General features: G+C 35.1%; 22 protein-coding genes. 5 read left to right on the forward strand and 17 right to left on the reverse strand.

What is annotated here, in order from left to right; all coding sequences use genetic code 11:
- Positions 1-93: 93 nt before the first annotated feature.
- The gene (locus BN358_RS02090) at positions 94-1,449 is read right to left on the reverse strand and encodes a DUF6179 domain-containing protein (RefSeq protein ID WP_019227673.1); all 1,356 of its coding nucleotides are present in this window, start codon (positions 1,447-1,449) and stop codon (positions 94-96) included.
- Positions 1,436-1,930 carry a DUF6323 family protein gene (locus BN358_RS02095; protein WP_019227674.1) on the reverse strand — a complete coding sequence of 165 codons (495 nt, stop codon included), beginning with the start codon at positions 1,928-1,930 and terminating at the stop codon, positions 1,436-1,438. Before BN358_RS02095 ends, BN358_RS02090 begins: the two co-directional genes overlap by 14 nt.
- Positions 1,931-2,258: 328 nt before the next feature.
- On the opposite strand from BN358_RS02095, the gene ftsZ reads away from it, so the two are divergent.
- A complete protein-coding gene (gene ftsZ, locus BN358_RS02100) occupies positions 2,259-3,323 on the forward strand; it encodes a cell division protein FtsZ (protein WP_019227675.1) in 1,065 nt (354 codons plus the stop codon).
- Positions 3,324-3,388: 65 nt separating this feature from the next.
- On the opposite strand, the gene BN358_RS02105 is transcribed toward ftsZ, so the two are convergent.
- From BN358_RS02105 to BN358_RS22170, 4 genes are all read right to left on the reverse strand, one after another.
- Positions 3,389-5,407, reverse strand: coding sequence for a methyl-accepting chemotaxis protein (locus tag BN358_RS02105; RefSeq protein WP_019227676.1), 2,019 nt, complete (start codon positions 5,405-5,407; stop codon positions 3,389-3,391).
- A 250-nt stretch (positions 5,408-5,657) separates the two neighbouring features.
- Complete coding sequence (locus tag BN358_RS02110; RefSeq protein ID WP_019227677.1) at positions 5,658-6,554, reverse strand: radical SAM protein; 897 nt, start codon at positions 6,552-6,554, stop codon at positions 5,658-5,660.
- A 146-nt stretch (positions 6,555-6,700) separates the two neighbouring features.
- Positions 6,701-7,114, reverse strand: coding sequence for a hypothetical protein (locus tag BN358_RS02115; protein ID WP_019227678.1), 414 nt, complete (start codon positions 7,112-7,114; stop codon positions 6,701-6,703).
- Between the two features lie 143 nt (positions 7,115-7,257).
- Entirely contained in the window at positions 7,258-8,031 is a 774-nt protein-coding gene (locus tag BN358_RS22170) for a hypothetical protein (protein WP_019227679.1), read from the reverse strand.
- Between the two features lie 351 nt (positions 8,032-8,382).
- Between BN358_RS22170 and BN358_RS02125 the strand changes: the two genes are divergently transcribed.
- Both BN358_RS02125 and BN358_RS02130 read left to right on the forward strand, forming a co-directional pair.
- Positions 8,383-9,504 (forward strand): hypothetical protein, encoded by a 1,122-nt coding sequence (locus BN358_RS02125; protein WP_019227680.1) that lies wholly within the window; start codon positions 8,383-8,385, stop codon positions 9,502-9,504.
- Between the two features lie 156 nt (positions 9,505-9,660).
- Complete coding sequence (locus BN358_RS02130; RefSeq protein ID WP_157593220.1) at positions 9,661-10,803, forward strand: hypothetical protein; 1,143 nt, start codon at positions 9,661-9,663, stop codon at positions 10,801-10,803.
- 75 nt (positions 10,804-10,878) lie between these two features.
- On the opposite strand, the gene BN358_RS02135 is transcribed toward BN358_RS02130, so the two are convergent.
- The 4 genes from BN358_RS02135 to yunB form a co-directional block, all read right to left on the reverse strand.
- Positions 10,879-11,625 (reverse strand): YebC/PmpR family DNA-binding transcriptional regulator, encoded by a 747-nt coding sequence (locus BN358_RS02135; RefSeq protein WP_019227682.1) that lies wholly within the window; start codon positions 11,623-11,625, stop codon positions 10,879-10,881.
- Between the two features lie 106 nt (positions 11,626-11,731).
- Entirely contained in the window at positions 11,732-12,376 is a 645-nt protein-coding gene (locus tag BN358_RS02140; protein WP_019227683.1) for a YigZ family protein, read from the reverse strand.
- Positions 12,369-13,649 (reverse strand): GTPase HflX, encoded by a 1,281-nt coding sequence (gene hflX, locus BN358_RS02145; RefSeq protein ID WP_019227684.1) that lies wholly within the window; start codon positions 13,647-13,649, stop codon positions 12,369-12,371. The genes BN358_RS02140 and hflX overlap by 8 nt, the downstream gene beginning before the upstream one ends.
- Before the next feature lie 97 nt (positions 13,650-13,746).
- Positions 13,747-14,382: a sporulation protein YunB gene (gene yunB / locus BN358_RS02150; protein ID WP_019227685.1), complete on the reverse strand. Its 636-nt coding sequence runs from the start codon at positions 14,380-14,382 to the stop codon at positions 13,747-13,749.
- Between the two features lie 109 nt (positions 14,383-14,491).
- Between yunB and BN358_RS02155 the strand changes: the two genes are divergently transcribed.
- Complete coding sequence (locus BN358_RS02155) at positions 14,492-17,782, forward strand: transglycosylase domain-containing protein (RefSeq protein ID WP_019227686.1); 3,291 nt, start codon at positions 14,492-14,494, stop codon at positions 17,780-17,782.
- A 157-nt stretch (positions 17,783-17,939) separates the two neighbouring features.
- Here the strand turns inward: BN358_RS02155 and spoVAE are convergent, their stop codons facing one another.
- The 7 genes from spoVAE to BN358_RS02190 form a co-directional block, all read right to left on the reverse strand.
- Positions 17,940-18,296 (reverse strand): stage V sporulation protein AE, encoded by a 357-nt coding sequence (gene spoVAE, locus BN358_RS02160; protein ID WP_019227687.1) that lies wholly within the window; start codon positions 18,294-18,296, stop codon positions 17,940-17,942.
- A 10-nt stretch (positions 18,297-18,306) separates the two neighbouring features.
- The gene (gene spoVAD, locus BN358_RS02165; RefSeq protein WP_019227688.1) at positions 18,307-19,305 is read right to left on the reverse strand and encodes a stage V sporulation protein AD; all 999 of its coding nucleotides are present in this window, start codon (positions 19,303-19,305) and stop codon (positions 18,307-18,309) included.
- Between the two features lie 15 nt (positions 19,306-19,320).
- Positions 19,321-19,761 (reverse strand): stage V sporulation protein AC, encoded by a 441-nt coding sequence (gene spoVAC, locus BN358_RS02170; RefSeq protein WP_019227689.1) that lies wholly within the window; start codon positions 19,759-19,761, stop codon positions 19,321-19,323.
- 416 nt (positions 19,762-20,177) lie between these two features.
- A complete protein-coding gene (spoIIAB, locus tag BN358_RS02175; protein WP_019227690.1) occupies positions 20,178-20,606 on the reverse strand; it encodes an anti-sigma F factor in 429 nt (142 codons plus the stop codon).
- Positions 20,607-20,615: 9 nt separating this feature from the next.
- A complete protein-coding gene (locus BN358_RS02180; RefSeq protein ID WP_019227691.1) occupies positions 20,616-20,921 on the reverse strand; it encodes an anti-sigma factor antagonist in 306 nt (101 codons plus the stop codon).
- Between the two features lie 131 nt (positions 20,922-21,052).
- Entirely contained in the window at positions 21,053-22,465 is a 1,413-nt protein-coding gene (locus tag BN358_RS02185; RefSeq protein WP_019227692.1) for a cell wall metabolism sensor histidine kinase WalK, read from the reverse strand.
- 10 nt (positions 22,466-22,475) lie between these two features.
- Positions 22,476-23,162, reverse strand: coding sequence for a response regulator transcription factor (locus tag BN358_RS02190; protein ID WP_019227693.1), 687 nt, complete (start codon positions 23,160-23,162; stop codon positions 22,476-22,478).
- Between the two features lie 123 nt (positions 23,163-23,285).
- Between BN358_RS02190 and BN358_RS02195 the strand changes: the two genes are divergently transcribed.
- Positions 23,286-24,728, forward strand: a complete 1,443-nt coding sequence (locus tag BN358_RS02195; protein ID WP_198018333.1) for a peptidoglycan-binding protein — start codon at positions 23,286-23,288, stop codon at positions 24,726-24,728.
- Positions 24,729-24,758: the final 30 nt, after the last annotated feature.

The raw sequence follows: 24,758 nt of genomic DNA on the forward strand, positions 1-24,758 counted from the left end.
ATTTTTTGACAGATTATTTATTTTATTGTTTTGAATTTATTTACCCTTTTTCAAACAATTTAATCATAATTTGTAGATTTATGTAAACTTTTGCTAATCTTCCATGAGATCCATAGTTTTCAAAAAAAGCTTTTTATGATTTTCTTCCTGCATGGTTATAAATTTTTCCAGACAATTCCTTAATTTCAATTCTTCAATGCTTAAATCAGATTTGTTCTCCTCTCTAAAATCATGACGCCTTGCCAAAGCTGCAGTTTCAATCATGTCAAACCCTTGTAACACAGCATTTATTTCATTTTCGGACAGTTCATCTTCCAGTAGCAAATCTTCCATATCGGCTATTGATTTAATTTTTCTTTTTATAATAAGCAATTTATCACTTAAGTAACGGCACTGGGTAATTTCTTGAACCGTACTCCTGTACAACTCATCATCCATTTTAATTCCATAGTCAAATTTGAATTTTCTATTTAATTCCGGAAATTTTTTTGATATAAACACATTTTCATAAGTGCTGAGTTTTGCTGCATTGATTATAGAAGATATTACTTTCGGAAGACTGTTCTTTATATATTGTTTCAAGTAAATGTTATTTATGTTAAGTTCTTCTTCCAGTTCTTCACTTGCCATTATGACAATTTTTTCTATTTCCTCTTCTGATTTTAAGAACATTTTATCTGCTGCAATTTTTCTGTGAACCTGCATTATATTTAAGTCCAAAGCCTTTTTCCCTGCAATTTTACAACCTATTGCAATATTAAGTACAACTTCGTATATGTTAATCACTAAAAGTTTGTAATCCTTTGAATATCCAAACATCAAATGCTCTATATCTTCAGATGAAAAATAAGCACAAAACATATTTTCATAATATATATTTTCCAGATACTTAAGCACAAACTCAATTCCTGCTAGATTACTGACAGGAATTGATAGTGGATAATCTGCAGTTATGCGTATTTCATGAGCTTCATAGTCAGGATTGTATATTTTGAAAAATCCAGTTATTCCATCCTTGAGTGTTGCATTATATGTGTAATTATCAGTTTTAAGAAAGTTTTTAAGAACCATCATGTGAATGTGACGGGCTGAATTAAGCTTAGTATCAATCCTTTTTCTTCCTTTTTCGTAAATGAGTGATATGTGTGTCTTTTTTATTTCCTTTATTGCTTCATCTGCATTGTCCATTGTCTTAAGCCATATTCCGACAGTATATAAATTTGATATCATAATCTTTTCTGCAATTTCAACCCTTACAGAACTGCTTTCCCCTTGATTTAATTTTTCAATCCTGTGTTTTAAGAGTTCTAAACATTGATACTGAATATTTTCAACATCTTCTTCATCAATCATCCCTAGACTTGCTGCTTCTTCAATCAATGACCTGAAATAAAATTCTTCATTTAATTTTTTTCTATCTATATGAATTAATTTTTCAATATTGTTCATTTTCGTCCTCCTCATGAGTTTCACATGTATCCTCTGAATAAGATGGAGCATAACCATATCTAAGGTTGTTGGCCATTTTATTAAGCTCACGGTCTGCAAGCAGCTCAATTGATCCGCAACAGGTATTATTGAATGAATCTTTCATAAACTTAATAAGATCATCATCACTTAACAAGTCCAGAGTTTCATTTTTATAAAAATAAAATAATTTAAGCAGTTCTTGCAGAGTTTCAGCATAGTTATATCTAGTGATATATGGTGAGTCGCAAAATTCTTTTATAATTTTATCTATAACGCCTCCTCCCAATTCAATTCGTCCGTTTGCAGACAATGATGTGAAACGAGTTTCCACAAGCTCAGCTGCCTGTTCCAATGTAAGCACAAGACCGTACTCCCCTGTAAAATCATTGCACATGATTATTTCGTTGATTGCTTGTTTTTGTACTATTGAAGATGAAAGTGCTGCAACATTAAATTCCATAAAACACTCCTTAAAATATTTTTCAGAAAACTATTGACAAAATGATGATTTTGTGTTATATTTATGTTATCTTGTTATAAATGTTTATTTTTATATCAACCATTAATATAACATGTGAAATTCTAAAAGTCAATAGAACAAAGCCAATTCGTTTTTTGGTTTATTTTTTTGCTTAATTTTAAAAAGTTATATTGTTCAATATAACTTTTTTATAATATTTGACGATATTATAAGATAAAGCGTGCAAAATTTTAAAAAGCATTGTAAAATACCATAGTAATAATACTTAATATTTTTGGCATAGAGAGAAATCTCTACAGGAGGACTTATGTTTGAATTTGAAGATACATCAGAAAAACTTGCGAACATTAAAATAATTGGAGTTGGCGGCGGCGGAAACAACGCCGTAAACAGAATGATAGAAGCAGGTGTCAAGGGTGTCACTTTTGTAAGCGTAAACACAGATAAGCAGGCATTGGCCAACTCAAAAGCAGATATAAAATTTCAAATAGGAAAAAATCTGACAAGTGGTCTGGGTGCAGGAGCAAAACCGGAAATCGGTGAAAAATCAGCTCTGGAAAATGAAAAAGAAATAGCAAAATTGGTTGCAGGTGCAGACATGCTGTTCATAACAGCCGGCATGGGCGGCGGAACCGGAACAGGTGCAGCTCCCTGCATTGCAAAGATAGCAAAAGAACAAGGGATACTTACAGTTGCAGTCGTAACAAAGCCTTTTATGTTTGAAGGCAGAAAAAGAATGAAAAACGCAGAACAAGGTTTGAAAAAGCTTAAAGAAAACATAGATACCCTTGTAGTTATTCCAAACGACAAACTTTTAGAAACAACTGACAAGAAAACAACCATGCTTGAGGCCTTTTCTCTGGCAGATGACGTTTTAAGACAAGGCATTCAGGGAATTTCAGACCTTATAGCAATACCGGCAATTGTGAATCTTGACTTTGCCGATGTAAAGACAATCATGTCTGATCAGGGTCTGGCACATATGGGCATAGGACAGGCAAGCGGTGAGCATAAGGCTCTCACTGCTGTAAAACAGGCTATTCAAAGTCCTCTTCTAGAAACATCCATCAATGGAGCAAGAGGAGTAATATTAAACATCACCGGCGGTTTGAGCATGGGAATTCACGAAATAAACGAAGCTGCAAAGCTTATCGAAGAAGCTTCAGATCCAGAGGTAAATATAATATTCGGTGCAAACATAGATGAATCTCTTGGAGATGAAATTAAAATCACAGTAGTTGCCACAGGCTTTGACATTGCAGAAGAAATTTCCCAGGCAGCTGCCTCTTCTTCAAATAAGGAAAAAGTATCAAATGAAAGCAACCCGATATCTATGGATTTCAATATTCCTGATTTTTTAAAAACATTCTAATTGCAATAAAACGCTCGTTTAATTTAAACGAGCGTTTTTTCATTTTATTTAATTACTTAGTTTTCTTATTCACTTAATAATTTAAATTTACTTACTTCCTCTTTTAATGCTGCCGCCTGTGCTGACAGTTCCTCGCTTGATGCCGAACTTTCTTCAGCTGTTGCGGCATTGTTTTGAATAATGGCTGAAATTTGTTCTATACCCTTATTTATTTCAGAGATGGAAGATGCCTGAGCCTGAGAAGCATTATCAATTTCTGAAATAATATCTTTAACAAACTTTGTTTTCGTTGATACAATTTCAAGTGACTTTGCTGTATTCTGAGCGATTCCCGAACCTTCCTTAACTGATGATATAGATTTTTCAATTAAATTAACAGTATTTTTTGCTGCTTCTGCTGATTTTGCAGCCAGGTTTCGAACTTCGTCAGCAACAACTGCAAATCCTCTGCCTGCATTGCCGGCACGGGATGCCTCAATTGCAGCATTAAGAGCAAGGATATTAGTTTGGAAAGCTATATCTTCAATTGCTTTGGTTATTTTGCTTATTTCATTTGATGTCGTTTCAATTTCATTCATTGCCAGCAGCATTTTTTCCATATAATTGTTGCTGTCTTCAACTTCCAGCACAGTTTCATCTGCATACTTTGATGCTGCATATACATTTTCTGCATTCTTATTTGCGGATTCATATATTTCATTTATGGATGCAGATAATTGCTCTATTGAACTTGCCTGTTCTGTGGCTCCTGATGATAAAGCCTGAGCACCGTCAGCAACCTGTGAAGCTCCTTCATTTACCTGTTCAGCTGATATGTTAATGGCTGAAAGTGAATTGCTGAGGGATAAAGAAATATCATTTAAAGCTCTTTTAATCGGAGAAAATTCACCAACATAATCCTGATTAAGAGTAATGCACATGTCCCCTTTTGCAAATGTATTTAATGCCTCTGATATTTCTGTTATATAGTCAATATATTTGCTTAACCTTACAACGGTTTTATCAATGGCATCTGCCACCTGTCCAATTTCATCACGTGACTGTATGTCCATCTGAACATTTAAATTTCCATCGGCTATTTCATTTGCAATACCTCTGAGCTTTTTCAAAGGTTTTACAATTCCCATTGCAATAATTACAATCAAAGCAAAAATTATTATAATTGCCAAACTGAAAGAAATAAGAATGGCATTTCGAACAGAATTAAATGTCTTGTTGAATTCTTTGTCAGGCAGCCCTGTAGCAACTACCCATCCTGAATCTCCAACATTTGATACATATCCGTGTGTTTTCTGTGACTGTGACTCATATTCAATCTGTCCGGATTCATTGTTTTCAATGGCATTCTTAATATTTTCAGACATATCTGTCTCAGAAATGCTCTTATTTATATACTCTTCAACAGGATGATAAATAACCTGTCCATTGCTTGTGGCCAAAACATAGAAACCCGTCTCCCCAAGCTTATATTCCTTCATTAACAACCCAATATTTTCAATTGAGAAATCTATTCCCACAACACCCAGAAACTCCTTGGTTTCTTCTTCATATACAGGGCAGATTGCACTTACAATTATATTGCCTGTTACTGTATCCTGATATGGATCAGTAAGCACAACACTCTGCTTTTCCGTTACAGAAGCATACCATGGCCTCGATTTCATATCCCATCCTTCAGAGAGCAAGTAGTCATCAGATTGTGTCAGCTGATTAGTGTCTGCATCAGCTATCCATGAAACCACTATATTTTTAGGATCTGTTTCCTGCACATTGACCATGGTTTTCTTTGCATCAGCAAAGCTGTTAACTTCGGTAATGATTTTTCCGGGAACAGTCTCTTCAAATACTTTTTCTATCTGGCTATTTGTAGACATCTGCTCAGCAATTGATAAATGTTTAGTGAAAAATTCACTGACCTGATATGATGCAGTTTCAGATTTAGAAGCAAGTTCACTTTGGGTTAAATCGCTTACTGAATCACCCACTCTTTGCAATATGAATACTGCCGTTGCACAAAACGCTATTACAACCGGAACACCAATGAATAAAAGAATTTTAGCTAACAAATTTCTATTACGTACCATAATTTCATATCTCCTCAAAATCATATGCTTAATAAATTGACAATTTATGAATAAATTGATACTTTTCAGTTAATTTATTTGAATTGATCTTAATTGTCACTATTAAATCTTAAGAAACATATCGGCAGTTTATAAGAATAATTTAGGGGAGATATTAAATATTTTTTATCATTATATTGTCAATTTTTACATTATCTTCTTTCTATCTTTCAAGGCATATGTAATGCAGCGCTTCAAATCATAGAACCAGTTATACTCCTTCTTTGTCAAAAACCGGTATAAAACTTTCAAGGGCAGTTTCCCCTTCCTGTATAAAACCATTTTCAACGCCTATGTCAACAGCATAATCCACAAGCTCATCATATTCATCCTCAGTTATCTTTCTGTTTATTTCAGGATACTTTGATACTTCAGTAAGGGGCGTGTACTGGTTCATAATGCTTAAGTATATCTTATGTTTATATGTTTCATGGAGGTATCTGATTATGTTCTTGGAATCATCAAGATATCCAGGTAAAGTCATGTGTCTGACAATTACACCTTTTACAACCATACCATTTTCATCAAATTCAATTTCTCCTGTCTGTCTCACCATTTCCTCTATGGCCTTAGATGCATGTGAAAAATAGTCCTGGCAGTTTGAATATTTTTTTGCAATATTTTCATCCATATATTTTAAATCAGGAAGATATACAGAAACATGTCCTTCAAGCATTTTTATGGTTTCAATTTTTTCATAACCGCTTGTATTGTAGACTATAGGAATGTTAAGTCCTTTATTTCTGCTCATTATAATAGCATCCATTATCTGCACTACAAAATGGGTTGGGGTTACAAGATTAATGTTGTGGGCTCCCTTTGACTGAAGCTCGAGAAAAATCTCTGCAAGCCTTTCTGTAGTAATTTCCTTTCCTGACATTCCATTTGATATATTGAAATTTTGGCAATATATGCATCCCAGAGAACATCCTGAAAAGAAAACAGTACCAGAACCATTTGTTCCTGAAATACACGGCTCTTCCCACATGTGAAGAGAAGCTCTGGCAACAACTAACTTGTCAGTTTCTCTGCAGTATCCCCTATTCCCTTTTGTTCTGTCAACTTTGCAGTTTCTTGGACATATGATGCATTCTTTCATTAAATTCATTGCAGTTTCACCTCGTAACTATAATATCAACATCCCCATCATTTTTCAATATAAATAATATCTATGGTCCGCCCCCGAAGTTTAATAATTTAATATACAAAAAATATGCTGTAATAGATACGGCATATTTTTTGCACATTTAAATCTTATTCAACTCGTTTTCCCTTAATGTAAAAATTGAATGAGCTCCTTTTTTCACAATCATCCTCATCATTCTCTCCACAATCAAATGAAGGACAATCATCGTCTGAAATATCTCCGCAAATTACCGAAGTGGGACCGTTGCTGGTTTTTGCTTTAAATTCAATTGGAATCATTATACAAAGTTTTTGTGCTAAATTAAATCTGCAAGTACCATTTTTATTTTTTGAATTATATTGACTTGACACTATATATGGTTCATCAATACATTCTACTTCTGCTTCATGTAATTTTACAAATGGTTCAACTGTTATTGGTACACATACATCAAGATCTTGAAAAATGTTTACATCACAACCATTTTCATTGCAAAGAGTATCAAATTTTTCTATATCAATCTTATTTTTATCTTTAAACATAGCAATGCTCCTTTTTTATACAAATATCTTAATTTATACTAATATTTTATGTATAAATGACAGCTTAGTTACCGAATTTTTAAACAATAAAGGGCTTTGCTTATCGCAGGCCCTTTATTTCTATATGATATTATTTAAATTTTTTATATTCCAATGTCACCATTAGTTGGACAATTTTCACATTCTTCCAGATTTGGTTCATCACAATTTACTACAGGTGGACCATCTTCGCCCAATGCACTGAATCTAATTGGAACTTCAGCACACAATCTCTGTCTTACGAAGAATACGCAGTTTGGTTCACCTTCCATTGGACATGGAGTCAAAGATACCGTTGCAGGTCCGCAGCATCTTACATCTATAGGTCCTACTATAGTTTCAGGCGTAATAGTAATCGGTACACAAACATCAAGTGTTTGGAATACTGTAGTTTCACATATTTCAACTTCTCCGCATACTGGTCCGCATACAAATTCGCCTGTTCCAACAAAACCTCCGCCAGTAATACATGCTTCAACAGGACCGACATCGAAATTTCCCATTATTTCAAAACATACAACCATAACATCTCCTGCTTCTTCTAACCCAAAGTCAAATTTAATACCTGGGCAGTCAGTTACAGGATCTGTAGCTGGTGGGTTAAAAATCTCAACGTTATCCCCAATTATAACTATTTGCTCTTCACCATTGATAGTAACTGTTACTTCTACAAGATCATCTTCTGTAATATTAGGACAAATTCCTAAAACAAAGTGACTTAAAGCAGTTGGTTCTTCAACCTGCGTTACAGTGTAACAAAATGTTTGAGTACCATTATTTTGGGTTACTCCATTAAATGCTATTGTTACAGGAACATCTGTTCCGGTAAAATCTGCTATAAGTGGACAATCAAATTGTTGTTGTAATACTTCTGCCATAATAATTATCATGCTCCTTTATTTATTTGTCGTAAAAATATACGACTATGATAATATAATATGATTTACAAATAGCTTGGTTACATTTTTCAACAAAAATCCAAAAAAACACCATATTTTTAAAATATGGCATCATTAGTATAATTAGATTCTTCGCCCTCCTCCTCTGGCTCATCCAAGTTGTGGTAAACTTCCTGGACGTCATCCATATCGCTTCTAATTGATTAGTCTTTTAAATTATTAAAGACAGGGAGTTTTACATAAATAATGTGGAACACAAAAGGGACACGAGAATATTATGACGTTGTACAGGCTATACCTGTATAATATTATAAAGGAACGTGAGAAATCATGGCAAATATATTTAATATAAATAGTGACAGCATAAAAGATAATAATGTACAAAATGATGTTGACGTTCAACAAACCCCTGGCTTAAATGCAACTGCTGCATTTAATATTGTAGGTTCAGTTGCTTCAGAAGAAAATGCTCTTGCAGCTATAATACAAGAAGAAGCAGATAAACTATCATTATTAACCGGCGCTGCTTTAACTTTTGCTAATTTTACTGATTTGGCTGAAAGCATTACACGTACAATGAAAACCGTTTTGCTGAAAAATACAGTCTTAGAAGCAAAGTTAACAGAAACTTTAAACTATATTGATAATGAACCGTTTATAATCTCTCCAGTTTTTGTAGATAATTTAATAGCAATTCTTGCTAGAATTGCAAATGAAGAAAATGCATTGGGTAATTTGATTAGAGCATTGGGTAATGCAGTCAGGTTGTTAGCCCCAAGCCTTACCTTAGCACAATTACAGGCTGTTGACCAAATTGTAATATCACTATTGAGAGTTATAACAGAAAAGAATCTTGTTCTTTTAAGTAAATTGAGAAGACTTGTTAGATTTATAATTAATAATTCAGAGGCTTTCCCGACTCCATCCGCAGCACAGGTAGCAGCAACAATAGCTGCAATAAATAGTCTGATAACTTCAATAGTTGTTGAAGAAAATGGACTTGCCGTATTAATTGAAGGTGAAGCAGCTAAATTAAACAGAGCAGTAGCTTTAACCACTAACGCAGCAGGTATACCTGGTTTATTAGCATTCAATAATACCATCACATCTGTTATAGATATAGTAGTTCAGAAAAATATGATTCTGGAAGCTAAACTTGAAGATATACTTGCGTTGCTTGCATTAGGTTTTACACCTGCACAATTGGCAGTATTCGCTGCAACATTATCTAATCTTCAACAATCAATTGCCAATGAGGAATTTTCACTTGCAGCACTTATTGGCACTGAAGCATTAAAAATCAACGCTATCGCTGGAATTACACCTGGCAACATTGGAAACTTAGTTGCTGTAAACGATAGTGCAACAACTTTACTGGAATCAATCACATTAAAGAACATGATATTACAACAAAAGAATTTAGAAGTTATTAATTTCATATTATCACTATAATGTAATAAAAGGCTCAGGCTTCATGAGCCTTTTATACTTACTGATAAAATATAATGTAACATATAATGTAACATATCAAGACAGCCTGTATAAAATATAATACAGGCTGTTAATTTTTATGAAATGTACAAAATCTAAAGGAATGTGAGTATGACTATGTCAAATATAAATTATAATGATAATATGAATTTTCCTATTGAAGGAATACCAAGTAATGCTGTTTCTATTGTTGGATCTGTAGCCGACGAAGAGTATTCTATTGCATCATTACTTGAAGCTCAATCAAACTTGTTATGTAATGCAATAAATCATTGCATTACTGTCTGTGATTTCATTGATATTATTCAAAGTATAATACGAACTTTGAAGACTATAATACAAAAAAACAATATTTTAGAAAATAAATTAAGAGAAACCCTTAGCTTTATACAAAAGGAAGGAATTGGCTGTTTAGATTACAATGAACAATTTGAACTTCTAAACAATTTAAATTCTGTTTTAGAAAGTATAGGGACAGAAGAATCTTCGTTAGGTTACTTAATAGATAAATTAGGAAAAGGTGTAACAAATATTGCATCTTATTGTACTTTTGATGATATTAAACAAGTCAATAATCTCGTTATAACATTGATGAAATTAATAGTCGAAAAAAACATGATACTTTTAAGAAAATTACGAACAGTTATTAGTCTCATTAAATTTATTAAAGATTCTGAATTCGATATCTTTATAAAAATTAAAAAAGAAATGTTTTGCACAATAAAAAAACTCATTAATTCTATTTTTAAAGAAGAAAAAGGACTTGCCGAATTAATTTTCGGTGAAAGTGTAAAAATGAGCTGTGCATTAAAGATGTGTATAAATGAAGAAGAGCTTTCAGAACTGGATAGTTTAATAACTAGTTTTATTGATGTAATATGCGATAAAAAACGAATTCTTGAATATAAACTTAGTGAAATCTTAACCTTATTAAATACAGTTGGTTTTAGCTCATGTGAAATTGACTCAATAATGGATCATCTAAAAGAACTTCAATCAGTTGCATATATAGGTGAATTTGAACTATCAAAATTAATTAAAAATAATTCTAAAGAACTAAATAAATTTATTGATAAAGAATGTTGCAACTTCAATGAATTGATTAGTTTCAACATTTGTATAACCTGTAATTTAGTCTGTCTTTTATTAAATTTAAATAGTGGACGTAAAAACAAAAATGCATTTGAATGTGATCCAGGTAGTTGCAGCAATAAATCTATATGTAAAAAGATAAATAACATAATAAGACAAATTAAATAAATTTGTGGCAAACTAAAATAACTCACTCTTCATATAATTTAAAAAATTATATGAAGAATGAGTTATTATGAGATACTATTCTTCTTCCTCTTCTTCCGGTTCATCCCAGTTGTGGTACACTTCCTGGACGTCGTCGCAGTCGTCAAGAGCTTCTATTAATCTTTCAAGATATTTAACATTTTCTTCATCTTCAACTTTTACTGTAGTTGCAGGGATGTACATGATGTCACCCTTTATGTTAGTGTATCCTGCTTCTTTCAAGGCGTGCAGTACTTTGATGAAGTCTTCAGGTGCTGTTGTAATTTCATAGCTGTCATCTTGTGTTTCAAAGTCTTCTGCTCCTGCTTCCAAAGCCTGCATCATTAGAGTTTCTTCATCTATGCTATCGCTTAGTTCAATTTCAATGATACCTTTTCTGCTGAACAGGTAACCTACACATCCTGTTGTTCCAAGATTTCCATTATTTTTTGAAAAATAATGTCTTACGTCTGCAGCTGTTCTGTTTTTATTGTCTGTGAGGCATTGAACCATAAATGCTGTACCGCTTGGTCCGTAGCCTTCGTATGTTATTGTTTCAAAGTTTTCGCCTGATGCTGCGGCCATACCTGTTTTTACTGCTCTGTCTATATTGTCATTAGGCATATTTTGTGATTTTGCTTTTTCAATTGCTGTTGCCAGTGATGAATTATAGTTCGGATCAGGCCCCCCCTCTCTGACAGCTACTGTAATGTATCTTGCCAGCTTAGTAAATATTTTACCTCTTTGTGCATCTGCCTTACCTTTTTTATTTTTTATAGTTTTCCATTTTGAATGACCTGACATATTTCCTCCTTACTATCCTACGTTTAATATAACATCGTATTTTACCATACAATTTTTAATATTTCAAATATTTTAGATAAAATTATACATATTATTTATATTATTTTTATTCCACTATTTTTCCGTCCCTGACGGAATAATACTCAGCCTGTCCCACAGTGATTTCAGCCTGACCACTTGTAATTTCCATTACAATGTCCTTGATTTTATCTGTTTCTCCTTCTTTGACAACAAGGTGAAACTCAACCTGATCTAAATATATTTTATCTTTGACAATGAATTCGTTTTTCATAAGCTCATTGTCCATTTTTCCTAAAAGCGAATATTCAATGGAAAAGGACACCTGGTAGTACAGGTTCTTTTCAACTATAATGCCTTTTTCGAGTCCGATTTTTGCTCCCTTGGTGTATGCTCTCACCAGTCCTCCAGCACCAAGCAGCACTCCTCCGAAATATCTTGTTACAACAACAACTACATTTCTTAAATTTTCCTGCATTATAACGTTTAGCACAGGCATACCGGCGGTTCCGGACGGCTCTTTGTCGTCTGAATACCTTTGTATGTTTGAATTTTCTCCTATTACATAGGCATATACATTGTGTGTTGCATCCTTGAATTCTTTTCTCATTTTTTCTATGAATTCAATTGCTTCTTGTTCATTTGCAACAGGAGATGCTGAACCTATGAATTTAGATTTGTTTATAATTATTTCATCTCTTCCGGCCTTATGAATAGACTTATAATCACTCATTCTTAATACCCGTTATATATTTATTGAACTGTTCTTTTTCATTGTCATACAATACTGCTTCAAGGGTTACTCCTTCTCCGCCAAATTCAACATTGTCTGTCTTTCTGTTTTCATAAATCCAGTAATAATTTTTCAAATCGCTGTTTGGTATCATTAATAGATATGTACTGCTGCTTTCGTTTATTTTATAATCTACAGTTGAAAGAAGCATATCAATATTGAACCCAGTCTTTGCCGAAATGTACAATATGTCATTTGTTGAAACAGTTGTTATTTTGTCGCTCAATATTTTATCTACTTTGTTGTACACTGTTAAAACAGGAATTTCCTTGTCGGTAATTTTTTCAACAAGTTTTGTTGTAGTTTCCTTGTGCAGCTGCAAATTTTCATCATTTATGTCTATGAGGTGAATTATTAGGTCTGCATACTTGATTTCTTCAAGAGTTCCCTTGAATGCTTCAACAATCTGTGTAGGAAGTTTCTTGATGAATCCAACCGTGTCTGAAAACACTGCCTTCTTGCCGCCTGGAAGTGTAACTCTTCTCAGTTCAGTGTCAAGAGTTGCAAATAGCATATCCTGTGCAAATACTTTTTTATGTTCAGCATCATCTTTTTCACTGTACTCGCTGTCCATGAGCGCATTTAACAGCGTTGATTTCCCTGCGTTTGTATAGCCTACAATAGAAATTATGGGGATCTGATCTTTCATTCTTTTCTTTCTTTTTGTTTCTCTAACTTTTCCAAGGTCCTCAAGCTGATTTTGAATGTCGTTGATTTTTTCCTTTATGCGTCTTCTGTCAAGTTCAAGCTTTTGTTCTCCCGGACCTCTAGTGCCTATACCTCCTCCGGTTCTTGACAGGTTGTTGTTAAGCCCTATTAACCTAGGAAGGCTGTATTTTAACTGGGCAAGCTCAACTTGAAGCTGCCCTTCCTTTGTGAGGGCTCTTTTTGCAAATATGTCAAGTATGAGATTTGTTCTGTCAACTACTTTTGCATCTATTATTTCTTCTATATTTCTTATTTGTGAACCGCTTAACTCATCATTGAACACAACTGTGTCTATTTCAAGTTCCTTAACATAAGCAGCAATTTCTTCTATTTTTCCCTGTCCCACATAATATCTGTTGTCTATGCTTTGCCTGTTCTGGATGATACTTGACACAACTTCGCCTTCCGCTGCCTCAACTAGCAGCTCAAGCTCTTCCATATCATTTTCTTCTGCTTTATCTGTAGATAATTGCACTGCAACTATTAAACATTTTTCCTTATCCATGTATCCTCCGAATATATCATTTGTACATTATTTTAACATATGTATTATGTTTCTGTACACAAGTAAATATACTACTTAAGAACAAATTTTGCAATATCTATTCATTTTTAAGGGACGGAAGGTTCATGTACGAATCAGGAACATCTCCTACAATAACTACTTCTGCAATGAGCACATTGCTTCCAACGGTGGTTCTGCTGGTTGTTACCGGGCTTAAAACGCTTATTTCAACATCAACGGTTATGTATATTTTGTATCTTGTCTGATTAATACCGGATTCTGCAAATTCAGTTACAAAATCCACAAGGACGCTTCCCTGGTGAAGAATTGTGAAGTTCAGCCTAGGTCCCTTTCCTGCAAGAAGCTGGCTGCCCAGTGCTGTAAAAAGAGGTATTGTAAATGTCTGGTTTTTAAGTTCTACAATTTTTTGCTGCACGTTCCTGGCAATATTGGAAGATATGGTATTCATTACCATGGCATCAGTTCTTATCATGTTAACTCTTCCGTCCCTGTCATATGTTGGTATTAAAATTTGTTCTTTTAAAGCATCCTTGTTAAGTTCTTCTCTCACTGTATCATTTACTATTTGCGTTGCAATTACTTTGGCTTTCACTTCACAAATTGATGCAATAGTAGGCTTGATGCTCACTTCCACATAGTAATAAGCAAGCAGAGCAAAAAACATTAAAAACAGCAACATGAATTTGATGAATGTTCCATTCCGATTTTTCAACTATTGATTTCACACCCTTTCTATTATATAATATGTAAGAACTTTAAATCTTTGACAATATTAGATTGTTTTGAGGTATACTAGTAATGTAGTTCTAACGGAGGTAAATATGTCAAAAGAAAATAAAAAGGACTTAGAGATAATAGAAAGTAAAAGTGAAGATACAAAAAAAGAGATAAGTAAAAAGAGAAGAGCAAAAAAGAAAAGAAAAGTCATTTTCAGAGTTGCTCTTCTTGTTATTCTTGCAGCTATAATTATTGTGGGCGGAGCCGTTGCAGGAATGGTTATTGGAATTATGAAAAGTGCTCCTGAAATCGACCCCACAAATGTTCTTACAAATTTAACTGAAAGTTCCGTTATAGTTGATGAAGGCGGAAATATAATCGAGCAAATTCATGACCCAAATGAAAACAGGGAAATCGTACAATTAAGCGACATTCCTCTTTATTTGCAGAATGCTTTCATTGCTATTGAAGATCATCGTTTCAAGGATCACCCGGGTATTGACATCCAGCGTATTGCTGGTTCACTGCTGCACAACGTAAAAGTTGGAGACCCTACTGCTCAGGGAGCCAGCACTCTCACCCAGCAGCTGGTTAAAAATTTATATTTAACAAATGAAAAATCCTGGGAAAGAAAGATTAAAGAAATTTACCTTGCACTTCAAGTGGAAAGAAAACTTTCAAAAGAACAGATTCTTGAAAATTATCTGAACACAATTCCACTTGGTCAAAGTTCATATGGAGTTCAAACAGCAGCTCACACATATTTTTCAAAGGATGTAAACGAGCTTACTTTGGCTGAAAGTGCACTTTTAGCCGGAGCTGCCAAGAGCACAGTTTATTATGCACCTTTCAACAGATACAACCTTGAAGACATAACAGAAATTCCCGAAGAAGATATTGTAGGTTACGTCTACATAGGTTCCGTTCAATATGCATGCGTGTACAATCAAAATGCTATTGACCGCCAGATAGTAATTCTTAACAGAATGCTTGATTTAGGTCTCATAACTCAGGAAGAACACGACAAAGCCCTGGCTGAAGATATGAGAGAAGCTTTAAATCCTGGTCAGACAAAAGTTGAAGGAATATCTTCAACACCTATGGATTATGTTAAAGAAAAAGTAATTGAGGACTTAATGGCTTCACAGGGCATGTCTTATGAAGATGCGGAAGGTTACATCTACAAAGGCGGACTTACAATAACAACAACCATCGATGTTTCCATGCAGCAGTCACTGGAAGATTCATACAGCAATTTTGCAACATTGTTTCTTGGTGTAGCTCCCTCAGGAGATAAGCCCATAGCCCAGGACTGGAGATACTTTAAGTGGTCTGATGGTCAAGGAACAGGAAGCCTTGATTCAAATCTTAATATATTAAATGAAAACGGCCAGCTCATATACTATGCCCTTGACAATATAATGGATGCAAGTGGCAGCATTTATCTTAATGCTGATGAATATTATTTCGATGAAAAAGGAAACCTTGTAATAAGTTCTAAGAAATTCGACATTTATGCTTCAACTGTAGACATAGTTGACGGATACACCGTTGACGAAAAATTAAACTTTGTTTCACACAAAATAGGTGCTCTCAACATTGGAAGCAATTATGAGGTTCTTGAACAAAAAGGAACAAAAGGAAGCTTCAGGATTCCAAAAGATTATGTTCAAAAAAATGCTGAAATGTTTGTTGTGGGAAGCGACAATGTTCTTAGAATTCCCGAAGGATACTTCTTCTTCCAGGAAAACGGAACAGTCCAGCCTCAGTCAGCAACTGTAATTCTTGATTACAAGACAGGCAAAATTAAGGCGCTTATTGGCGGAAGAGATATCGAAGGAAGCAAGACTTTCAACCGTGCCACAGATGCTACAAGACAGCCTGGTTCAACCATAAAACCATTATCTGTGTATCTTCCGGCTCTTGACCTTGGTTATTCAGCAGCATACGTTCTTGATGACCTGCCAAGATACAACGAAAACGGAGACAGATGGCCTAAAAACTGGTATGAATACAAGGACATAAAGTACTGGGGAAAAATTACACTAAGAAAATCAATTGAACAGTCAATCAACACCAATGCAGTTTCAATGCTTGAAACAATCGGAACGGATGCATCAATAGATTCTCTTACAAAACTTGGCCTAATAAATGCAAATAGTCCTGATAAAGACTCATTTGTTTCTCCGGCAGAAAATACTGCATACAATGATGTGAATCTTGCATCTCTTGGACTGGGAGGGCTTACAAAGGGATTCACTCCTCTTGGAATGACTGCAGCTTATGGAGCAATTGCAAATGATGGTGTTTATATAGAACCTACAGTATATACAACAGTTACAAACAGCAAGGGTGAGACAATTCTTGAAAAAATTCCTGAAACCCACACTGTTGTAAGCCCTGAAGTTGCTTCACTCATGAAGGATATATTAAGATCCACGGTTAATCCGGGACTTTCATACAAAGCTAAGCTTCCTGCAGAAATGGGAATAGAAGTTGCAGGAAAGACAGGTACAACTCAGGCAAACGGAGATTTCTGGTTTGTAGGATTCTCTCCTTACTATGTAGGAGGAATTTGGGTTGGAAATGACAATGTTCAAATGAAACTATCAGGAGACAGCGGAAATACAGCAAGGCTGTGGAGCGGTATAATGACACCTATTCACCAAGGATTGGCTCCTGCAAAATTTGCACTTAATCCAAATTTAATACCTGTACAGGTATGTGCACAATCAGGAAAACTTCCTTCTGACCTATGCCAGCATGACCAGAGAGGAAGCCAGGTAATTACAGAATACTTTGTTCCTGGAACTCAACCAACAGAAACATGTGATGTACATGTGAAAGTCCAGGTCTGCACAACCACAAATCTGCTGGCATCACCGTTTTGTCCAGGAAACCTGCTGGAAGAAAGAGTATTTGTAAACAGAGATCCTCTTTACGATCCTGAAGCAAAATCAAGCAACCTTGACGCAAAAAAACTATATCAACAGGTACTGGAAGACAAAGTCACTTTCTCTGTTGAAGAATTAGAACAAATTTACGCTGGTCAGGTAACATTTGATGCCAACAAGCATATAACACATGTGCTTGGAGTTCCGGTAGCTGATTTAGCATTCTCAGGCATAATCACTGCAGATTATCAGTATCAGGTTCCTACAAAGATTTGCACATCCCACACTAAATGGCATTATGACCAGTGGCAGAATGAGCAAAACTCAGGCGAAAACAATAACAACGGAAACGACGGTAATAACGGAAACGGAAACAACAACGGAAACGGAAACGGAAACAACAACGGCGGAGCACTGGAAGATATCATTAACGACATCATAGAAGATTCTGGTGATTCACAAGTTCCGCTGGACAACATAATTGAATCAATTTCCAATTAAATAAAGATTAGGCTCAGCCTAATCTCAGATTTTTGGCAAGACATATTAAGGGAGAGACACTGTCCTCCCGCAGGCGGATACAATATCCCCTACAACATCTTTATTAAAAAGTATTTTTATAGAAAAAGGCTATTGGCAAACTAGTTTGCCAATAGCCTTATTTATTGCTCTTCGGGTTGAACACGACAGCAACTATGTAGCCAAACATAAGGGCAGCTGCAACACCGGGTGCAGTCTTTATCACTCCTCCGCTTAATGCTCCCATGAAGCCTTTAGAAGCCGCTTCTTCCATGGCTCCCTTTGCAAGAGTATTACCAAATCCAAGTAGAGGCACTGTTGCTCCCGAATACCCTATTTCAACCAGCTTGTCGTATATTCCGAAGTATCCGAGAACAGCTCCGGCTACAACCATTAGAACCAGCAGATAGGCATTGTTCTTTTTGAATGTATCGATGATTATCTGCCCAATGACACATATTATGCCCCCCACCACAAAACTCATTATATAATTCATAATTTCTCCTTTAAATTTCAATTCCGACGCTGTGGGCTATTCCAGGAATGCTTTCACCTTGCAGTGTAGCTGTAGGAGAATGCAATGCTCCTGTTGATGTGAACAATAGCTTTTTAATATCTCCATCTAATAGCTTCCTATACAAAAAAGCACCAAAGACTGTTGCTGAACATCCGCATCCGCTTCCTCCGGAATGAACATCCTGTTTTTCAATATCAAAAATTATTGTTCCGCAGTCATCGTATTTGTTTTCTATGCTGTTGTTATCTTCATTGAACATTTTGTTTACTATTCCCTTACCGACTGTTCCCAGGTCTCCTGTAACAATAAGATCATAATTAATTCCCGTGTCTTTAATATGCTGGCTCAGAGTGTCATATGCCGCAGGCGCCATGGCAGCTCCCATATTGTTGGCATCCTTAACTCCAAGGTCGGTTATTTTTCCAAATGTTACATTTTTTATTCTTGGACCGCCGCTTCCATTTTTAGAAAGCCACACAGCTGCAGAACCTGTAACTGTCCACTGAGCAGACATGTGCCTTTGTCCACCCATTTCAAGCGGAAGTCTGTACTGCCTTTCTGCGCTGCAAAAATGGCTGGATGTTACGCAAATTATGTTTTCAGCAAATCCACCGTCGATTAAAAGTGATCCCAATCCCATGGTAAGAGCCATTGTTGAGCATGCTCCGTACACTCCTATATAAGGAAGCTGTATGGCCCTTGCAGCAAACGAAGAAGATGTTATCTGGTTTAAAAGATCTCCTGAAATCATGAGATCTATCTGGTTTTTTTTCAACTGATTTGCTTCCATGAGCTTTTCAACTGCGGTTTTCTGAAACTTCAATTCGCTTTTTTCCCAAGAATCTTCTCCCCACAGGTCGTCTTCAACAACCATGTGAAACTTATTGCCCAAAGGTCCCTGGCCTTCTTTTTTGCCCACAATAGTATATGTGTCTCTTATGAATACATTGTCTTTTATGCTGAATGTTTGTTTGCCGATTTTTTTCAACTTATATTTCCTTTCTTATCCTGTTATTAATTTCAATAAACCTGCTATAAATGATGCCAAGTAGCCAAAAACCAATACTGGGCCTGCAAGTTTGAATATATTTGCTGCAGTTCCCAAAATATATCCTTCCCTCTTGAATTCAAGAGCAGGAGATACAACAGAGTTGGCAAAACCTGTTATTGGAACAACTGTTCCTGCTCCTCCATACTTGCCCAACTTGTCATACCATCCCAAACCTGTCAACAGGGCACTCAGCCCAACCAGAGCAACAGATGCCATTGGACCTGCATCTTCCTCAGCTGCGCCGAGGCCCGAAATGAATATGTTTTTAAATACTTCACCAAGCAAGCAGATTGCCCCACCGAATATAAAAGCATAAAAGCAATTTTTAAGCATTTTATTTTTTGGCGTAAATTCATCAACAACCTGCTTATAACTGTCTTTGTCGTATTTCATCTTTCCTCCTATAACAAAACGGCACTTTCAGGAATTTTTTTTATAGATCTGTCAATGCTGTTGCCAAAATATATGGCAGTAAAGCTGATGACTAAAAGTATTAATAATAAAAATATCTTTTTTTCATATAAATCACCTCATAAGTATTATTTACAAAAATATTTTTTGAATACTAAAAAAAAGCACTAACTGTGCCTTTTTTAATATGAGCTGTTAAATTATTGCAGAACATTAGAAGAATTATATTACTTAGTTTTGAAATTTCAATACAAATTGAATTTAAAAACTGCACAAAAACAATGTCTGTGCAAATTAATGCTTTTGACGTTCATGATTTTCTCCATAGGCCCAGCTCATAGCATAATAAAAAACAAGAAGTTTCAGTTACATAACCAAAACTTCTTAATCTATTATTCCTATTTTCTTGAATTGATAGTTTTTCTCATTATTACTTTTGTGCCCACATCTTTTTCTGATAATACTATGAGCTCGTCCATAAATGTCTCCATAACAGCAAAACCCATCCCAGAACGCTCAAGTTCAGGTTTAGTGGTAAACAAAGGTTCCTTGGCTTTTTCCACATTTACAATTCCACAGCCGAAATCCTCAATGATTATTTCAACCATTTGCCCCTTGATTCTGCACTGAATTTCTATATCTCCAACTTCATCTTCATAACCGTGGATTATTGCATTTGTAACTGCTTCTGATACAGCCGTCTTAATATCCGAGATTTCCTCAATAGTTGGATTCAAGCTGGAACAGAATGCCGCAACTGCCGCTCTTGCAAAGGATTCATTTGTAGAATAGCTCGGTATTTTTATAAATACATAATTGTTTTGCATCTTATCCCCCTATTTAATATTGATGATTTTGCCAATGCCGCTCATGTCGAGAATTTTTCTCACCTTTTTGCTTGCATTGACTATTTCAATGACTCCATTGCGTTTGCGGATAACCTTGTATCGCCCGATTACAAACCCAATACCTGAGCTGTCAATGAAATCAAGATTTTTTAAATCTATTACTATTTTATTGTATTTCTCGTCTTTGATTTTTTCGTCAATCAACACTCTTGATTCGTCAGCGCTGTGATGATCTAAGTCCCCTTTAAGTTTGATTGTCATGATTTGACCTGATTCAACAAATTCTAAATTCACTTTTTCAAATCCTTTCTCTATAGTGTACAAGCTATTATACTATTTGCAAAAGGATTTATCTTTGACTTGTTTTGTTGCATTTTGTCGATTAATCAGTTATAAAGTATTTTCAGAAAAATTGGTTAGGTAATCTATATGTATGGAAGCATTATTGAAAACTCAGAACCTTTACCAAGAGTGCTCTTTACCTTGATTTTTCCCTTGTGGCCCAGCACGATTATTTTTGCTATGGAAAGTCCAAGACCATGACCGCCTATTTCCTTGCTCCTTGATTGTTCGGCTCTGTAAAGTCTTTCAAATATTTTTTCAAGATCCTTTTTCTCGATTCCTATTCCTGTATCTTCCACCTTTATGACGTAGTAGTCATCCTGAATAAAGCTTGATACCATTATATACCCGTCCTGTGGCGTAAATTTCATTGCATTTTCAAGCAATATTCTAATTGCCTGCTTTATTCTTTTCTGATCACCATATATGGTGGCATCTTCATAAAATTTGAAATACAATCTGTGTTTTTGATCAATCATCTTTGTTTCTTTTTCTATTTCATTGAGTATTATGGAAATCTTAAAATCTTCTTTTGTATATGTAAGCGTGCTCTTGTCACTTCTTGCAATGAACAAAAGTTTTTCAATTAAATCCTGCATACTTTCTGTTTCATTCTTTATGGCACTTATGGATTCCTCCAGCACTGCCTTGTCGTTTTTTCCCCACCTGTCAAGCATGTTTACATATCCCTTTATAACGGCAATTGGAGTTCTAAGTTCATGAGAGGCATCTGAAACAAACTGCTGCTGAGTAGTGTAGCCTTCTTCTATTCTGTCCATCATTTCATTGAATGTCTGAGAAAGCTCCTTCAGTTCATCCTGTGTGCCCTTTATGTCAAGGCGTGTGTTTATGTTGTTCACTGTTATGGTCTTTGTTATTTCCGTCATGTTTTTAATAGGGCCAATGACCTTGTAGCTGGTTCTTGAAACTATGGGCACAAAGAAAAAAAGTCCTATGGTTCCAGAAACTAACACAAGCATGCAAATCCGTGCTGCATCCGACAGCAGACTTGTTATTTCATAGCTTATGTTGATGTAGTATGTTTCTGCACCAGAGTAGAAGCTTGAGGAATATATGTATTCCCTGTTATAAAATAGTTTTTCAAGAACAACTATTATGTTGTCTGAATACCTGCTGCTGGAGCCGGAAGGATAGACCGGATTCAGACTGCTGTCAAAAATTTCAACAGTTCTCACACTTCTATCTATGTCCAGTTTTTCTATTTCCGGATAATTGTTTATGATTTTTTCAACATCCTCTTTAGCAACGTTCTTTTCAAATTTATTTATTTCGTTTATCATGTAACCAGCAGATGTAATCATTGCAACAATGAGAATTATTACAATGTATAGAAAAAAGTATGATGCAGATATTTTAAATGCTATGGAAAACTTAAATCTTTTCAAAAGATTAACAATGGTCTTCCATATCAATTTGAAAGGAAAAAGAACAATGCCCAGCAATGTTTTAAGTATTTTCTTAATGGTCCTTATCATATGAAATCCTTCAATCACGAATTATATAACCGACGCCTCTTACTGTTTCTATAAGGTTCACGTTGTACTTCTGGTCTATTTTGCTTCTTAGGTATCTTATGTACACATCAATAATATTAGTGTCTCCGAAATAATCATAACCCCATACCTTATCAAGTATCTTTTCTCTGGTAAGCACAATATTTTTATTTATCATCATGAATTCCAGAAGCTCAAACTCCTTTTTTGTAAGTTCGATGTTTTCATTGTCATATTCAACTTTGTAGTTGTTTTTGCAAAGCTTAAGCTTGCCTATTTCAAGAATCTGAGATTCTTCTTTTTCTTTGTTTATGTTTTTTCTTTTTAATAGAACCCTTATTCGTGCCAAAAGTTCCTCGACAGCAAAAGGTTTTGTCATATAGTCATCAGCACCTATGTCTAGTCCTGTTACCTTGTCAGAAATATCATCTTTTGCAGTAAGCATTATTACAGGAACCTCAGAAGTCTGCCTCAATCTTCTGCACACTTCTATTCCGCTTAAGCCAGGCAGCATTAGGTCAAGAATAATCAAATCAACGTCAGATTCTTTTCCTTTTTCAAGTCCCTCTCTGCCGTTGTTTGCTATATCTACTTCATAACCTTCATATTTGAGCTCAAGCTCTAAAAATCTTGCAATTTTATGTTCATCTTCAACTATGAGAATTTTTTTCTTATCCATGGGAAACCTCTGTTTTTTTATTATTATACTCTCTTTAACAACTTATTGTAAATAATTATCTATGTTTAATATTGATTAATGGAAATTTATATTGTTTTGCATATATTGAATTATCAAATAATTATGGGGGAGATTGCCATTAGGTTAAAATTTAAAAACAAATTCAATAAAAACTTAGTAAAGGAATTGCAATTTCCAATACCCGGTACAGTTTATCAGAATGTTGTGACTGTACCTGATGTAATTACTGTCCATCTCGGCTCTCCTGATGAAGAAGCTGAAAATATAACCATACCCTTCATTGACTACATAAAAAATGTTGCTTCAAGCGAGCTGTACCCCACATGGCCTGAAAATGCCCTAAGAGCAAATGTTCATGCCATTGTATCAGTTGCACTGAACAGAATATTCACCGATTGGTACAGAAGCCGGGGCTTCCAATTCGACATAACATCAAACACTAGATTTGACCAGGCTTACGTGCCTGAAAGAGGTATATATGAGCCTATAGACAGAATTGTAGATGAAGTATTCAACGAATATATTTCAAGAGAAGGTCGTTTTGAGCCGTTATACGCCTTGTTTTGTGATGGCAGGGTGTCCCAATGCGACGGTCTTTACCAATGGGGAACTGTGGATCTGGCCACTTCAGGTTATACTCCACTTGAAATTTTAAAATATTATTACGGAGAAAACTTATCTCTTAATATTGCTCCTGTAGGAGACATAACATACAGATATACCGGCAAGGATCTTAAGCCTGGTGATTCCAGTCTCGATGTTTTTAGAAAACAGATGCAGCTTAACAGAATTTCAAATAACTTTCCTGCTATTCCAAAAATTCCTCTTGACGGATATTTTGGTGAAGAAACAGAAGAAGCAGTCAAATTATTTCAAAGTGTGTTCAATCTTCCTATGACAGGAATAATCGATAAAGGTACATGGTATAAAATATTTAATATATACGTGGCCGTGACAAAACTTGCCGAATTAACATCAGAAGGAATTCTTATTAAAGAAATAGAAGACGAACTTTCTGAGACGCTTTTATTGGGAGATATTCGCCGCCGTGTTTCTATACTGCAGTATTTTCTTACTCTTATATCATCATATAACAAATCTATTCCTCCTGTTCTAATAACAAGAGTTTTTGATGAAGCGACAAGATTTGCTGTCATTGAGTACCAAAAAAACAAGAACCTGGAGCCCACAGGGGCCGTAGACCGTGTAACATGGGATCTTTTATACAATGAAGCCCTTGGCATAATAAAAAGCATTCCTCCTGAATCAACCCTCCTGCCCCGTCTGGCATATCCCGGAAGAAATTTTTCGCTAGGAGATGAAGGTCTTGTTCCTTTTGTTCTGCAGCAGGCAATTCAGTATATATCTACTAAAATTAATGCTGTACCATTCATTGAAATTACCGGTGTATATGATGAAAAAACCAAAGAAGCCGTTCAAGCTTTTCAATCAGCCATGGCACTTAGCGTTACTGGAATTCTCGATGAAGAAACATGGAATGCACTTTCCGAAGTATACTATGCACAGAGGGAAAACAACAATTAATTCACGTAAGTCATTAAAAGAAATATCAGG

The sequence above is a fragment of the Sedimentibacter sp. B4 genome, assembly GCF_000309315.1.
GTDB lineage: Bacteria > Bacillota > Clostridia > Tissierellales > Sedimentibacteraceae > Sedimentibacter > Sedimentibacter saalensis.

Excerpts from the sequence above, each read along its gene's own strand:
- BN358_RS02095 (WP_019227674.1), bottom strand. The coding sequence starts at position 1,930 with ATGGAATTTAATGTTGCAGCACTTTCATCTTCAATAGTACAAAAACAA.
- spoVAE (WP_019227687.1), bottom strand. The coding sequence starts at position 18,296 with ATGAATTATATAATGAGTTTTGTGGTGGGGGGCATAATATGTGTCATT.
- BN358_RS02105 (WP_019227676.1), bottom strand. The coding sequence starts at position 5,407 with ATGGTACGTAATAGAAATTTGTTAGCTAAAATTCTTTTATTCATTGGT.
- spoVAC (WP_019227689.1), bottom strand. The coding sequence starts at position 19,761 with ATGAAATACGACAAAGACAGTTATAAGCAGGTTGTTGATGAATTTACG.
- BN358_RS02195 (WP_198018333.1), top strand. The coding sequence starts at position 23,286 with ATGGGGGAGATTGCCATTAGGTTAAAATTTAAAAACAAATTCAATAAA.
- ftsZ (WP_019227675.1), top strand. The coding sequence starts at position 2,259 with ATGTTTGAATTTGAAGATACATCAGAAAAACTTGCGAACATTAAAATA.
- BN358_RS02125 (WP_019227680.1), top strand. The coding sequence starts at position 8,383 with ATGGCAAATATATTTAATATAAATAGTGACAGCATAAAAGATAATAAT.
- BN358_RS02130 (WP_157593220.1), top strand. The coding sequence starts at position 9,661 with ATGTCAAATATAAATTATAATGATAATATGAATTTTCCTATTGAAGGA.
- hflX (WP_019227684.1), bottom strand. The coding sequence starts at position 13,649 with ATGGATAAGGAAAAATGTTTAATAGTTGCAGTGCAATTATCTACAGAT.
- BN358_RS02190 (WP_019227693.1), bottom strand. The coding sequence starts at position 23,162 with ATGGATAAGAAAAAAATTCTCATAGTTGAAGATGAACATAAAATTGCA.
- BN358_RS02185 (WP_019227692.1), bottom strand. The coding sequence starts at position 22,465 with ATGATAAGGACCATTAAGAAAATACTTAAAACATTGCTGGGCATTGTT.
- BN358_RS22170 (WP_019227679.1), bottom strand. The coding sequence starts at position 8,031 with ATGGCAGAAGTATTACAACAACAATTTGATTGTCCACTTATAGCAGAT.
- BN358_RS02090 (WP_019227673.1), bottom strand. The coding sequence starts at position 1,449 with ATGAACAATATTGAAAAATTAATTCATATAGATAGAAAAAAATTAAAT.
- spoIIAB (WP_019227690.1), bottom strand. The coding sequence starts at position 20,606 with ATGCAAAACAATTATGTATTTATAAAAATACCGAGCTATTCTACAAAT.
- BN358_RS02110 (WP_019227677.1), bottom strand. The coding sequence starts at position 6,554 with ATGAATTTAATGAAAGAATGCATCATATGTCCAAGAAACTGCAAAGTT.
- BN358_RS02135 (WP_019227682.1), bottom strand. The coding sequence starts at position 11,625 with ATGTCAGGTCATTCAAAATGGAAAACTATAAAAAATAAAAAAGGTAAG.
- BN358_RS02155 (WP_019227686.1), top strand. The coding sequence starts at position 14,492 with ATGTCAAAAGAAAATAAAAAGGACTTAGAGATAATAGAAAGTAAAAGT.
- BN358_RS02115 (WP_019227678.1), bottom strand. The coding sequence starts at position 7,114 with ATGTTTAAAGATAAAAATAAGATTGATATAGAAAAATTTGATACTCTT.
- BN358_RS02140 (WP_019227683.1), bottom strand. The coding sequence starts at position 12,376 with ATGAGTGATTATAAGTCTATTCATAAGGCCGGAAGAGATGAAATAATT.